Below are 13,152 nucleotides of genomic sequence, written 5' to 3' on the forward strand. Positions count from 1 at the left end.
TCCTAGCGTCTTTATTTCAACAAAGGGGTTTGGGGATTTAAAGAATCAATTGATCCATCAAGTTGATCAGGAAGACTCTCATGAACCAGTTGCCAAAAATAAGCAATGGGGGGGATTTGCATTCGATCAGGTGTGGTGACAATCACCACTTCACGAGTCCAAGTTGTATCCCCGTCCGCAGGAATTAACATAGAGGGAGTAGAACTCGCGATGAAAGGTTTAGAGTTGGCAAAGGGAAGGGGTGCTAACCCTCGGACAGCTAAGGTAGGATCAGTTCGTGCTTCTAGTAAGGCAGAATAGGGCAATAACGCGATCAGTTCCCCTTGACGAATGACTCCTCGAAACCCATCTAATGTATTTAACTCTAAAACTGCATTCAGCTTGGCTCCAGCTTGAGTAAACTTTTCTTGAACTAAACGCTGCATTCCATAACCATCTTTAAAAACTACTTGCGGATAACGAGTTAACTCATCCCAAGGAACTTGAGAATATTGAGTTAACGGGTGATTACTGGCCATTAAGACTTCAATCGGTTCTTGATAGAGAATATCGACTAAAAGTTCTGCACTGGCTGTAAAAGAACGATTATTCATAATAATAGCGATATCAACTAATCCATCCTTAAGCACTTTTAAGGCGCGATCGCTTCCCAAGGATGTCACCCGCAACTGAACTTCTGGATAGGCATAACAAAACTTCTGCAAAACCGGGGGTAAATAAGAGGAACAAACCGAATGAATGGCTGCAACACAGAGTTCAGGTTGTTTTCCCATCAGCAGAGACGCTAATTCCTCTTTCGCACTGTCCCAGGTTTGGCAAATTTTGCGAGCATAGGGCCAAAAGCGTTCACCCCCAATGGTTAATTTAGCTTGAGCGGTGCGATGAAATAAAGGTAAACCCAGTTCTTCCTCTAGTCCCTGTACTTGTCGGCTAATGGTTGATTGAGTGACCCCACATTTACGTGCAGCTTGTTGAAAGCTTCCCGTCTCAGCAACAGACAGAAAAGATTGCAGTTGCTCTAAACGCATACAGACAGTTATCAGTTATCAGTAAACAGTTATCAGTAAACAGTTAGATGACTGATTACTAATCAACAATAATAGATCTACTCATTCCATTTAGTAGAGATTGATACAGCTTTGATAATTTCATCCGAAACCTCGGAATTGATCAAGAATTGGAGTAACCCCTGAAAAGCTTCTTTATTTAATTTACCATTCGGATAACGCTTTTAAAATCTCTTGTTTGATATCAAGATTGATATTATCTTGATTTAATAAATTTTGTAAATATTGATAAGTTTGTTCACATTTAATTTGCTTAAAAGCCGAAATACAATGGTATCGAACTGAAGGTTGGGGATCAGCTAAAAGTTGAATTAAGGGATCAAGAGCAGATATTAATCCTAATTTTCCTAATCCTACTGCAATTAATTGTTTAATTTTAAGATCAGAAATAGCAGGATGATTGCGATTAATTAAATTAATCAAAATTTGAGCAGCTTGTTCTCGCAATTCTATGGTTTCAATCCGTCCTATCCCCTGAATAATTTCTTGAATTAAAGTAATTTCTACCGTTGTAAGACTGGGGGCATTCAGATTAAATTCAGGATGGAAGCTGAAAATAATTTCCTCTAAAAAATTTAAACTTTGAGGCGTTTCAATCCACCCCAATGAACGAACCCCATCTATTTTTAAAGATAGGGGAACATTAGAAGATTGTACTTGTTCAAATAATGCTGTTGCTGCTTCATCTGTTTTTAAACGGGATAAAGCGAGTTGAGCTTGTTGGCAAACTTCTGGTCGAATATCCCATAATAACGGTTTAAGTTTTTCGACTAAATTAATATTGTCTAATAAATCTATTCTTACCCCTAATCCGATAACCGCTTCTTTTCTAACATGACCAACGGGATCATTTAAAGCCTCTAATAAAACCGGAATGACTCTGGGATCATGAAAACTTCCTAATGCTTCAATTGCGATCGCTCGAATCTCAGGATTAGAATCATTTACAACCGTTAATAAGGGGGTAATAATTTCAGAATGACGAATTTGAGCTAAGGCAAATGTAGCTAATCGTTTAGACTCCTCTTTTTGTAATAATTCCATGAGGGGTTTAATGGCTGAAGTTCCTAAACTGGCTAACGTAATAGCCGTTATTTCCTGAAGTGATAGTTCTTCTTCTGTTGCCTCTATTTTATCAGTTTTTAGCAAATTAATTAAGGGTTCAACTACTAATTCTGATTTAAACTGTCCCAAAATTCGAGCCACAAACCAACGCATTTCTACATCAGTCGTTTCATCTTGTAAAATATTCAGCAAAGGCTCTAGGGCAATGGTTCCTAAATCAGGTAAAATTTTACTGATTTCCCATCGCTGTTGAAAATCTCCCTGTTCTAACTGAGTTAAAACTAAATTAAGTACAACTTCGGGATTTTGTTCTGAAAAATCAATCACTGTTAATTGCTAATTGTTAATTGTTAATGGTTGACTGTTGACTATTGGCTGTTAATCGAGAACCAACAACTCTTATAATTGTAGAACATTTATGCAGCACTTTCACTATTCTTCCCTGATTAATGCGCCTGTAGAAGTCGTTTGGGAGTTTCATACCCGACCGGATATATTGCAATTGTTAACTCCTCCTTGGCAACCCGTAGAAATTGTGCGTCGAGAAGGGGGGTTAGATGTAGGGGCAATTTCGGAATTTAGAATATTATTAGGGTTTATTCCGGTGCGATGGGTAGCACTTCATACCGAATGTAAACCCTTTGAGTTATTTACCGATGAACAACAAGAAGGAATTGTAGAAAGTTGGGTACATCGACATCAATTTATTGCTGAAAATGGTAAAACTCGCCTCACCGATAACATTACTTATTCTCTACCCGGCGGAGAATTGGCAGAAAAAATATTAGGTTGGTGGGTCAATAGTCGTTTAGAAGATATGTTTCGATATCGTCATCAAGTCACAAAAAAAGAATGTGAAAAGGATTGACTGTTGACCGTTGATAATTCGTAATTCGTAATTCGTAATTCCTAATTCGTAATTCCCTGTTCCCTTTGACTATATTAGCTCGAATGAGTTGATAGGAACCCGCTTGATCAATAATTTTATATTGATTAGGTTTTAATCCAATATTCGTTAATTCACGAGGATGTCCAAGAATTAAAAGGGTTTTAGGGGAAGAATTTTCAACCTCTGGACTGTTAATATAGTTAATCGCATCAGTCGGTTCAGGAGCGTATTGAACCGGATGTTGAGTATAAAAAACTAAACTGGGTTTTTTAAAGCCAACCATCATTAATTCTTCTCCTAATTTTCGCTCTTGTACAACGGTTTGGGCGAGATGTCTTAAAGGTTCTTGACGATGGTGATCAAGTAAACTATAGGTAGGAGTTGCTGCCCAGATAAAAAAGACAATAAATCCTAAAATATTAACGATAAAAATTCCTGAAATTCGCCGTTTCCACCCACTTATGATTATTCCTATTGTGGTTATTCCCCAGATTAAAGCAGATCGATTTAGGAGTCCAGAGGTTTGTAAATCCGTTCTAAAATTGGGCATATCTGCATCATATCCTAGCAGGTTTTTACTAAAATAACTAACAATTGAAGCACTAAAAACCAATATAATATTGAAAATGATAGATAGAGAAAACGCTTTAGGAATAGCACCAGCTAAACTAACATTAGGATTAACAAGATGATTGTTTTTTATTAGATTGTGCCAAAATAGAGAAATTAATAAAGCTGAAGCTGGTATCAGAGGTAAAATATAACTGGGGAGCTTGGTAACAGCTACAGTAAAAAAGATAAAAATTACAGCAAACCAAAAAACAACAAATAATGGCAATTGTTGAATTCGAGCTTGACGTTGCCAACATCGGCGTTTCCAAAATTTTGTTGAAGCGATCGCAATAGGTAAATAAACAGAAAATGGAGCAAACCCTATTAAAACCACAATAAAATAGAAATACCAAGGAGCTCCATGGCGATTAACAACGCTGGTAAATCGTTCAAAATTGTGATAACCAAAAAACGAATTAATATAGCTTTGACCATTAATCAAAGTGACTAAAATATACCAAGGCAGAGTCATCACAAAAAAAATTAAGCTTCCTTGCCAAAGACGCATTTCTTGTAAAACTTGGTATCCTTTTCCAATATAAATTAAAAATGAACCAATAATTAAAATCGGTAAAACAATTCCCACAGGGCCTTTGGTTAAAACCGCTAAGGCGACTAAAATATAAAAAGCTAAATACCAATAATTTGCTCGATTTTGGGGTAGAGTTAAATTTTTAAGTCCTACAGAAGAATATTCTTGAAATTCTGACTCAGATATTTTCACTTCATCAGTTGCATATCCTAGAAAAAAAGCCAATAAAGCTGACCCCATACAACCTGTTAATAACATATCCGAAACCCCAATTCTTGCCCAAGCCACAATTTCAGGATTAAAAGCCATCAATATAGCCCCCATCCAAGGTAAAGGATGCAAAAGAACTGTCCTGAAACGAGGTTTATAACTGGGAGAAATTAAGCCTTGTATTTCTTGTTTTTTAACGGTATAAAATTGCGTTTTCTGAACATAATAACTTAACGTATAAAATCCCAAACCAATTAGAATAAAAGCCGAAACTGCCGAAGGCAGACGAACCCCCCATTCATTGACCCCAACTATTTGATAAGCAATTGCCATTAACCAATAAATTAAAGGCGGTTTATCAAAGCGAGTTTCTTCATTAAAATACGGAGTAATCCAATCCCCTGTGACTAACATTTGACGGGCAGCTTCTGCAAATAAAGGTTCGGTTTCATCCAATAAACCCAGATTCCCTAAATTCTGAAAAAAAGCCAACCCACCGATTAAACCCAAACCCAAAATCACCAGGATAAATGGAAACCAACGGGTTTTAATTTGATTTGAAAAAAGGGTTTTAATCTCTCGATCTGAACTTAGTTTCATGGGGGAAGGACACAGGTGGTAACTGTTGACTGCTTTGCATTGAGCTTGTCGAAGTGTTGGCTGTTGACTAACACCCAACTCAATATATCAATTAGTTATTATCACCTATTTGGGCAACCGAAATAATATTACTATTGCCTATTTTCCAGATGAAAATTCATCCAGTGTCCTAGTGGGTTGTATGACCAACTGCCATTCCTTACTTTCAGGTTTCCAGACTGGGAAGGGGGTTTCCCCGACAATATAAGGCCCCCAGTAATAGCGAGAACCATCCGGTGCAAAAACAATCAAAATATCGCCAGATTTGAGAATTAAATCTTTTTCTGGGAGGGACAAAATCAACCCTTCTTGACTGCCTTCTTCCGGCGCAAAATCCCAATGGACGGGTTCGGTGTTGCCCACAGATGAACGAGTGAGTAAGGCTACACGCACCGGATGTTCCGTGAGGTTACTGACTCGGAATGACCCTTGGTGAGGGTTTGTGGAACTGGCAGGAGGTGACAGTTTGGGGGAATTATGCCCCAATTTGGGAGAAGGAACAGGGGGTCTTTCTGACGCAGGTGGCGCTGGAATAGAGGTTTTAGGAAACGTTGTTGAGAGGGGGGCTGAGAGAGATAAGGCCACCTGTTCGGAAGATTTTCGTTCCGTTGACTGGACACAATAGCGAAATAAGAATTGCCTTAAACTAATTAAAGTTAATAAAATAGTTCCAGTAATTAGAAAGGCTGGATACAGTTTAGCTTTCATAATCTTTCGTTTTAAACTTGATCATTAATTCCATTACTCTCTACACCGTCTTTTATGCAAAATACCCGTCTCAATCGACTTGTAAATGTTATTAATGCACAACTTGGACGATGGTTGTTAAATCCTTGGCGACGGATTTCGCTGCTGATCATTAGTTTATTATTGGGTTTTGCCCTAGCATTAGCGATTTCTTCGGTAGCGGGACAAAAAGCAAATATAGATGTAACTGTGGCTTTAATGGTGTCTATCCTAGTAGAAGGTGTTAACTGGTTAGCCTACAGTAGTCCCAACCGTTTGCGACAATCCTTTTGGGTCGAAAACCTGAATGCACTTAAAATGGGTGTGAGTTATGGGTTATTTCTGTTAGCATTGATGTTAGGTTCATAAAATGAACGTTTTTCAAGTTTTTGTGATTGTCTATGATAGAAATTCTTCAAGCTTGGGCTCATGGACAACCTCCCCATGTCACAGATTTAGAACTTTTAGAACAGTGGGAACTGTCTGATTCTAAACGAGCAATATTGTGGGGAATCACACCTGAAACTGTTAAGTTGAAACTACAAGGGCGATCACATCTTTTCTGTAGACTCTTTCAAGAAAATCTTGATTTCCCTTTATTATCCCAACAGTTAGAAACCCTTTGGAAGTTTTGGCTTCCGTTTGCGACCCAACTAGCTGAGTCTCGTCAACAGCTAGGTCGTCCTCTGGTTCAAGGAATATTAGGAGGACAAGGCACCGGGAAAACAACCCTAGCGAAAGTCTTAACTTACATTTTGTCTCTTTTTCACTATGACACAATCAGCTTGTCCTTAGACGATCTGTATAAAACTTATTTAGAACGTCAACAGTTACAAAGGGTCGATCCCCGTTTAATTTGGCGGGGGCCACCGGGAACCCATGATGTTAAATTAGGAATACAGGTGTTAGAACAATTGCGTCAACCCTTACCGGGTCAAACCATTGCAATTCCTCGATTTGATAAGTCTTTATGGCAGGGTGCTGGCGATCGCATTTCATCGGAATTTGTTACAGAAATCGATATTATTTTATTTGAAGGCTGGTTTGTGGGATGTAGACCCATTGATCCAGAAGGATTTAACTCTGCACCTGAACCGATTATTACCCTCGCCGATCAACAATTTGCCAGGGATATGAATGAACAGTTAAAAGAATATATTCCTTTGTGGGAAAAATTAGATCAATTAATGATTTTAAATCCAGTCGATTATCGATTATCAAAACAATGGAGAATTCAAGCTGAACATGACATGATTTCAACCGGAAAATCAGGCATGACCGATGCCGAAATTAGTCAATTTGTTGATTATTTCTGGAAAGCCCTCCATCCCCAATTATTCATAAACCCATTAATTAAAAATCCAGAATTAGTCAACTTAATTATAGAAATCAACCCCGATCATTCCCTTGGCAATATTTCCAGAAACCAGTAAACTGATAACTGTTAACTGATAACTGATAACTGATTAAGATCGTCTAATATTAAAACAACACCATTCTTGCCGCCGCCATAAGGTAGCGACAACCCAACCATTTTGCTCTAAAGTATCTGCAATAGGTTTAGCTTGATCCATTAAAATACCGCTTAAAACCGCCCAAGTATTTTTCTTAGAGATGGCATTAAATTGAGGAATTAAATCAATAATAACTTCTGCTAAAATATTACAAACAATACCATCAACAGGTTGTTCTGCCACCGAAATGATCTGTTCTATACTTCCATCTTGAATAATAATTTTTTCGGGTGGAATTTGGTTTAATTCACAATTTTCTTTCGTAGAACGAGTCGCTAAGGGATCATTATCAGCAGCATAAACCTTGGATGCGCCTAATAAAATTGCCCCAATTGATAAAATACCCGAACCACAACCAATATCTGCGATTACCGCTTGGTTAGGTTCTCCCCCTAATCGCATTTCTAAAGATTCTAAACACAGTTGAGTCGTGGCGTGGGTTCCGGTTCCAAAAGCAACCCCTGGATCTAAGCGTAATAAAATCCGATCCGAATGTTCAGGTAAGGTTAACCAAGCCGGATAAATTAAAAAGCGATCGCCAATGGGAGTCGGTTCCCAATGTTGTTTCCAAGCCGTTGACCAGTCCTGCTCATCAATTAAATCCCAAGTCACCGCAGGAATCGGGATTTCTAAACACAGAGCATCTTGACGTAACAATAAAGAAAGCGCCGCTAAATCCAGCAAATGGGCTTTTTCTTCAGGTAAATAAGCCGATACCAGACAGGAATTATTTTTAATTTGACAAGCCGTTCCCCGACAACCAAAAGATTCCATCCGCCAAAAGACCGCATCCTCTAGCGTCGGATCACACAATACTTTAATTTCCCACCAACTATTAGCCATAATCAGTTATCAGTGATCAGTCATCAGTGATCAGTCATCAGTCATCAGTGTAGAGATCTGCGATCGCCCGTTTCTACCCACTCATTAGACTTAACAATAACGGTCAACGGCTACCACTGATAACTGATAACTGATAACTGATCACTGATTAAAGCGTTACCGTATAAGCGTCGCGGATACCAGCGACTTTCATGATTTCCGCCAGTATTCCTTCCGGTAAAGGATCATCAAGGCTTAAGACCATAACAGCTTCACCCCGAACGATTTTACGTCCGACTTGCATACTGGCAATATTGACATTAAAGCTACCCAAAAGGGAGCCAATTTTGCCAATAATTCCCGGCATATCCCGGTGAAGCGTAAATAACATAAATCGGGTCGGGGGGACGTTAATCGGGAAATCGTCAACACTGGTAATCCGAATTTCCTGATCCCCTAATAAAGCTCCCGTCACTGAATGACTACCTAAAGAACCCTTCGCTTCTAAATGCAGTGATCCCGTGTAGTCCGTCAAGGCAGCATCACGGGTTTCAATCACTCGAATTCCCCGTTCTTTGGCTTCAATACTGGCGTTAACATAGTTCACCCGTTCGCGTAAAGCTTGGGACAGTAACCCTTTGAGGGCTGCCACAACCACCGCTTGGCTATTGGTTCCGGCCAATTCCCCTTGCAAACGCACATCTAGGAAATCTACCCGACCTCCAGCTAACTGACCGACTAAATTTCCCAGGGTTTCAGCCAGTTGCAGATAAGGTTTGAGTTTTTCCAACACATCGGGATACAACCCTGGAATATTCACCGCAGACCGGGCTGGTAAGCCCAGTAAGACATCCCGAATTTGTTCGGCAACATCGATCGCCACATTGACCTGAGCTTCCTCTGTAGAGGCTCCCAGGTGAGGGGTGAGGACAATTTTAGATCCCAATTCCCGCAGAGGAGAATCGGCTTCTAAGGGTTCATTCTCAAAGACATCCAGGGCAGCCCCCGCAAGTTGGCCATTTGTTAAGGCGACGGCTAAATCGGCTTCATTAATCACCCCCCCTCTAGCACAGTTGATTAAGCGGGCTGTCGGCTTCATTTTAGAGAAGACTTCCGCGTTAAACAGATGATAGGTTTCTTTGGTTTTGGGAATATGCAGCGTAATATAATCGGACTCCCGAATCAACAAATCCAAGTCCACTAACCGACAGCCAATTTGATCGGCCCGTTCTTGAGAAATAAAGGGATCATAGGCTAATAATTTCATCCCCATCGCTTTAGCCGCCGTCGCGACATGGGAACCAATTTTACCCAAACCCACAATACCCAGGGTTTTCTTATAAACTTCTACACCAATGAAGCTTTTACGATCCCACTTTCCACTTTTAACAGATTGGTTAGCATCGGGAATGTAGCGAGATAGAGACAGCATCATCGCCAAAGCGTGTTCGGCCGCAGCAATGGTATTTCCTTCGGGGGAGTTGACAACAACAATCCCTTTGCGGGTAGCGGCCGGAACGTCTACATTATCCACACCCACACCCGCGCGACCAATAATTTTTAAGTTATCGCCAGCTTCAATAATTTCTTGGGTGACACGAGTTCCAGACCGGATCATCAAAGCATCATACTCTGGAATAATCCGTACCAGTTCTTCGGGGGGTAAACCTATTCTGACATCCACCTGAGCGACTTGGCAGAGGATGTCTATACCAACTTGATCAATCGAATCGGAGACAAGAACCTTCGGCATGATTTAGGAAAATGGGTTGCAATAGCAGGAATCGAGATCTCATCCCCTGACAAAATCCGCTAGGGGGAGGTTCGAGAGAGTCTTCATGATCTATTCTCTCTCCCAAATTAACGGTCTATGTAAATACCGCAGTAGGTTATTTTAACTGTTAATGGGGTCTATCCACTGCGAATCCTTGGAAAAAATTTGGTTTTGCTCTAGGTGGGGCAGAGAACAAAGATGAGCCAGCTAGGGTTTGAGGGGTAGGGGGTAAGGATTGTGTAGACTAGCAATAGTATTAATGGCGTATTTTCATATTCTCCTATGAACTATCTTGTGACTGTCCTCTCCGATCGCGTGCAAGCAGAAACGGCTTATCTGGAATTAGAGAAAGAAGGAATTCCCCCGACTCAAATCACGATTTTAGGAAAAGGCTATAAAACGGCGGATGAATTTGGCTTAATTGATCCCAATGAAAGCGCCATTAAACAAGTAAAATTAATGGCAACTTGGTTAATTCCCTTTGGGTTTGTGGCAGGATTTACCTTTAGTTTGATTACGGGATTAGAGACCTTTGCTTGGGCGGGACAAGTTGGAAATCATTTAGTCGGCGCTGTTCTCGGTGCGATTTCCGGGGGGTTGGGTAGTGTAGTCGCTGGCGGCGGCGTGGGTTTAATTGTGGGGGGAGGGGATGCGTTACCCTATCGTAACCGCCTCAATGCTGGAAAATATTTAGTGGTGGTCACGGGTTCAGAAACCTTAATGCGGAGAGCCACTCGTGTTTTAAGACCCTTAGAACCAGAAAATCTGCAAGCTTATACGGTGGGAGATACAATGGTGTAAATGGGCGCAATTCTATCCGAGGATTTGTTGCTTTTGTCTCTAGGTATTTTTATGATTCTGGAGAAAAGTTTATCGAGTCTAAAGGGATTGAATTGTTGTTAAAAATGTTATCATCAATACCAATAAATTTTCTATTCCCGTTCACTTAAAATCGCCTAATGTTACCAAGAGATGAACTTCTAAAAGGCATTGAAAATCGAGAAAGTCTCGCACGGGTTCTCGATTTGGCAGAACAAGCGCTTAAAACGTGGGAAATTACCTTAACGGATTTTCTGTCTCCTCCTGAATTGGCGGAATCAGAAAAGGTTTTTAGTCGATTAACAGAAGTGCAGATGGTTGCCTGGGGAGGTTATCCCCAAGCGGAACGAAAACGTTTAGGAATTGCTCGATCTGATCTGCCTTTGGATTCTTCCCTGGTGAGCGTTGTGGTGTTAGAAATTTCGGGCAATTTTCTCTTTGATCCTGCCACCCATCGAGATTTTTTAGGTTCGATGTTAGGAACGGGAATTGTCCGCGATAAAACGGGGGATATTATTGTTTTAGGAGAACGAGGTGCTCAAACAATTGTTACCCCAGAATTAGCGGATTTTTTGGAATTAAATCTGACTCAAGTACGTTCTGTTCCGGTCAAGACTCAGCGCATTGATCCGAGTGAATTAAAGGTTAAGGAACCTAAGAAGAAAGAGTTAACAACGGTAGAAGCTTCGATGCGTTTAGATGCAGTTGCTTCTGCTGGATTTGGAATGTCACGCAGCAAAATGGTCAGTTTAATTGATGGGGGAGATGTGCGGGTGAATTGGAAGGAAATCACCCAAGCCAGTTATCAAGTGAAATCCGGTGATTTAATAGCAATTCGGGGAAAAGGACGTTTAGAGGTTAAGGATATTGTGATTACCAAAAAACAACGATATCGAGTGGAATTAACTCGGTATCAATAAAATTTAAGAGGGAACAGGGAATTACGAATTACGAATTACGAATTACGAATTACGAATTACGAATTACGAATTACGAATTACGAATTACGAATAGGGAATAGAAAGAATCTGGATTGGCTCATTTATTTTTGTTATAACCGTGTTTGGGTGGCTGCTATAAAAAAATTAGGAGGATATGAGTTATGAGACGACTTTATGATCAAGCTTTTGAAATTTTACAACAAGAAGTTAAACAGTGCGCTCAAAAGGACTTAGTGGGAGACGTGGGAGCGAAAATTGTTTTAAAACGATTAGAAAAAATGCGATTACAATCAGGAGAACCCCTGACTTTAGATGAATTAAAAGATTTAGTTTCTGATCAATTTCCGAACTTTAGTGAACCCGTTTTAAAAAAAGCAGCCAAAGTGAATCGCCCCCCTGGAGTTTTTTCTAAAATTGTTTTAGGAATGGCTGTTTTAGGCGGATTTGCCGGATTAGTTGCTCTAGCTAATTTACCTTATCCCATGATTCGTTTTCCGGTGGCTAAAACCTTTCCTATTTTATTACTTCCGAGCTATATTAATATGGATTATAACTATCGACAAGCGGTGTCATTAGTTGAACAATCCGATCAATTAATTAATCAAGCAACAGCCATTACAGATATTGAATTAGGGGTTGAAAAAGTTAAACAATCTCAAAAGCATCTGGATCAATTACCAGTTTGGTTTTTAGGCTATTATCCTCAAGCGTATTGTTCGTTTATGGGTTGTATGTGGCGATTTACCTTCGATGAATATGAAAGTGCTCGCAAGAATATAGGACGGATGGAATCTAAAATTTTTCAACAAAAAAATGCCTATCAGGAATATACAAAAGCCGAACAATCCATTCAAGAAGCACAGCAAAAATTCCAAAAACTTCCCCCAGGAAATGAACAACAACAAACCATTAAAGTTTGGCAAACCGCGATTGATCAATTAGAGAAAATTCCTCCCGAAACCTTAGCCGGAAAATTAGCGCAAAAACAGTTAGCAACAGCGCAACGGGATTTTCAACAACAACTTGGATTTGTGGCGGGAAGTATTAAAGGAAATACGTTAATTGATGCGGCGATGCAATTTGCCAGTCAAGCTGCAAAAGCTTCTCAAAATCCGCCTCACACTGCTCAAGAATGGCAACAAGTGATTAAATTATGGGAGGAGGCAATTCGTCGGTTAGAACAAGTTCCGACGGAAAACCCCAGCTATTCAGAAGCTCAGAAAAAATTAGCAGAATATACAACAAATTTAGGAATATCTCAAACTCGATTACAAACTGAAAAAGATGCTGTTGAGTTAGTTAAACAAGCAAAATCTGCTATTGCTCAATGGCAAAAATTAGCTCGTTCTAAAGACCCTGATATTGGTGCTTTAATGAGTCAATTAACCGATATTATTAATACTTTAGAACAAGTTCCAGCAGGAACAACAGTCAGTCAAGAATCTCAGAATTTATTACGTTCAGCCCAACATACCTGGGATAAGTTATCTCTAAATTGATTTGACAATTTTGCTGATTTCTGTACCACTCTATTAATTTTGA

12 protein-coding genes are annotated in these 13,152 nt (G+C 39.8%); 6 read left to right on the forward strand and 6 right to left on the reverse strand.

What is annotated here, in order from left to right:
• Nucleotides 1-11 precede the first annotated feature (11 nt).
• Nucleotides 12-1,028, reverse strand: coding sequence for a LysR family transcriptional regulator (locus H6G57_RS18795; RefSeq protein WP_190521257.1), 1,017 nt, complete (start codon nucleotides 1,026-1,028; stop codon nucleotides 12-14).
• A gap of 183 nt (nucleotides 1,029-1,211) precedes the next feature.
• Nucleotides 1,212-2,459 carry a HEAT repeat domain-containing protein gene (locus H6G57_RS18800; RefSeq protein WP_190521258.1) on the reverse strand — a complete coding sequence of 416 codons (1,248 nt, stop codon included), beginning with the start codon at nucleotides 2,457-2,459 and terminating at the stop codon, nucleotides 1,212-1,214.
• Between the two features lie 91 nt (nucleotides 2,460-2,550).
• Between H6G57_RS18800 and H6G57_RS18805 the strand changes: the two genes are divergently transcribed.
• A complete protein-coding gene (locus H6G57_RS18805; protein WP_190521260.1) occupies nucleotides 2,551-3,000 on the forward strand; it encodes an SRPBCC family protein in 450 nt (149 codons plus the stop codon).
• On the opposite strand, the gene H6G57_RS18810 is transcribed toward H6G57_RS18805, so the two are convergent.
• Nucleotides 2,972-4,975 carry a glycosyltransferase family 39 protein gene (locus H6G57_RS18810; RefSeq protein ID WP_190521262.1) on the reverse strand — a complete coding sequence of 668 codons (2,004 nt, stop codon included), beginning with the start codon at nucleotides 4,973-4,975 and terminating at the stop codon, nucleotides 2,972-2,974. The two genes, H6G57_RS18805 and H6G57_RS18810, sit on opposite strands and share 29 nt — an antisense overlap.
• Nucleotides 4,976-5,113: 138 nt before the next feature.
• Nucleotides 5,114-5,722 carry a hypothetical protein gene (locus tag H6G57_RS18815; protein ID WP_190521264.1) on the reverse strand — a complete coding sequence of 203 codons (609 nt, stop codon included), beginning with the start codon at nucleotides 5,720-5,722 and terminating at the stop codon, nucleotides 5,114-5,116.
• A gap of 54 nt (nucleotides 5,723-5,776) precedes the next feature.
• Between H6G57_RS18815 and H6G57_RS18820 the strand changes: the two genes are divergently transcribed.
• On the forward strand, nucleotides 5,777-6,109 hold the full coding sequence (locus H6G57_RS18820; protein ID WP_190521266.1) for a DUF565 domain-containing protein: 333 nt from the start codon (nucleotides 5,777-5,779) through the stop codon (nucleotides 6,107-6,109).
• Nucleotides 6,110-6,141: 32 nt separating this feature from the next.
• The gene (locus H6G57_RS18825; protein ID WP_190521268.1) at nucleotides 6,142-7,173 is read left to right on the forward strand and encodes a glycerate kinase; all 1,032 of its coding nucleotides are present in this window, start codon (nucleotides 6,142-6,144) and stop codon (nucleotides 7,171-7,173) included.
• A 33-nt stretch (nucleotides 7,174-7,206) separates the two neighbouring features.
• Here H6G57_RS18825 and prmA read toward each other — a convergent pair whose 3' ends face one another.
• Both prmA and serA read right to left on the reverse strand, forming a co-directional pair.
• Complete coding sequence (prmA, locus tag H6G57_RS18830; RefSeq protein ID WP_190521270.1) at nucleotides 7,207-8,097, reverse strand: 50S ribosomal protein L11 methyltransferase; 891 nt, start codon at nucleotides 8,095-8,097, stop codon at nucleotides 7,207-7,209.
• A gap of 148 nt (nucleotides 8,098-8,245) precedes the next feature.
• Nucleotides 8,246-9,829 (reverse strand): phosphoglycerate dehydrogenase, encoded by a 1,584-nt coding sequence (gene serA, locus H6G57_RS18835; RefSeq protein ID WP_190521272.1) that lies wholly within the window; start codon nucleotides 9,827-9,829, stop codon nucleotides 8,246-8,248.
• 303 nt (nucleotides 9,830-10,132) lie between these two features.
• Here serA and H6G57_RS18840 point away from each other — a divergent pair, with 303 nt between their 5' ends.
• From H6G57_RS18840 to H6G57_RS18850, 3 genes are all read left to right on the forward strand, one after another.
• On the forward strand, nucleotides 10,133-10,651 hold the full coding sequence (locus H6G57_RS18840) for a hypothetical protein (protein ID WP_190521274.1): 519 nt from the start codon (nucleotides 10,133-10,135) through the stop codon (nucleotides 10,649-10,651).
• Between the two features lie 158 nt (nucleotides 10,652-10,809).
• Nucleotides 10,810-11,589 (forward strand): photosystem II S4 domain protein, encoded by a 780-nt coding sequence (locus H6G57_RS18845; protein ID WP_190521276.1) that lies wholly within the window; start codon nucleotides 10,810-10,812, stop codon nucleotides 11,587-11,589.
• A gap of 182 nt (nucleotides 11,590-11,771) precedes the next feature.
• Entirely contained in the window at nucleotides 11,772-13,109 is a 1,338-nt protein-coding gene (locus H6G57_RS18850; protein WP_190521277.1) for a hypothetical protein, read from the forward strand.
• Nucleotides 13,110-13,152: the final 43 nt, after the last annotated feature.

This window comes from Planktothrix sp. FACHB-1365, assembly GCF_014697575.1.
Taxonomy (GTDB): Bacteria; Cyanobacteriota; Cyanobacteriia; order Cyanobacteriales; family Microcoleaceae; genus Planktothrix.

Excerpts from the sequence above, each read along its gene's own strand:
- H6G57_RS18795 (WP_190521257.1), bottom strand. The coding sequence starts at position 1,028 with ATGCGTTTAGAGCAACTGCAATCTTTTCTGTCTGTTGCTGAGACGGGA.
- H6G57_RS18805 (WP_190521260.1), top strand. The coding sequence starts at position 2,551 with ATGCAGCACTTTCACTATTCTTCCCTGATTAATGCGCCTGTAGAAGTC.
- H6G57_RS18810 (WP_190521262.1), bottom strand. The coding sequence starts at position 4,975 with ATGAAACTAAGTTCAGATCGAGAGATTAAAACCCTTTTTTCAAATCAA.
- H6G57_RS18815 (WP_190521264.1), bottom strand. The coding sequence starts at position 5,722 with ATGAAAGCTAAACTGTATCCAGCCTTTCTAATTACTGGAACTATTTTA.
- H6G57_RS18820 (WP_190521266.1), top strand. The coding sequence starts at position 5,777 with ATGCAAAATACCCGTCTCAATCGACTTGTAAATGTTATTAATGCACAA.
- H6G57_RS18825 (WP_190521268.1), top strand. The coding sequence starts at position 6,142 with ATGATAGAAATTCTTCAAGCTTGGGCTCATGGACAACCTCCCCATGTC.
- prmA (WP_190521270.1), bottom strand. The coding sequence starts at position 8,097 with ATGGCTAATAGTTGGTGGGAAATTAAAGTATTGTGTGATCCGACGCTA.
- serA (WP_190521272.1), bottom strand. The coding sequence starts at position 9,829 with ATGCCGAAGGTTCTTGTCTCCGATTCGATTGATCAAGTTGGTATAGAC.
- H6G57_RS18840 (WP_190521274.1), top strand. The coding sequence starts at position 10,133 with ATGAACTATCTTGTGACTGTCCTCTCCGATCGCGTGCAAGCAGAAACG.
- H6G57_RS18845 (WP_190521276.1), top strand. The coding sequence starts at position 10,810 with ATGTTACCAAGAGATGAACTTCTAAAAGGCATTGAAAATCGAGAAAGT.
- H6G57_RS18850 (WP_190521277.1), top strand. The coding sequence starts at position 11,772 with ATGAGACGACTTTATGATCAAGCTTTTGAAATTTTACAACAAGAAGTT.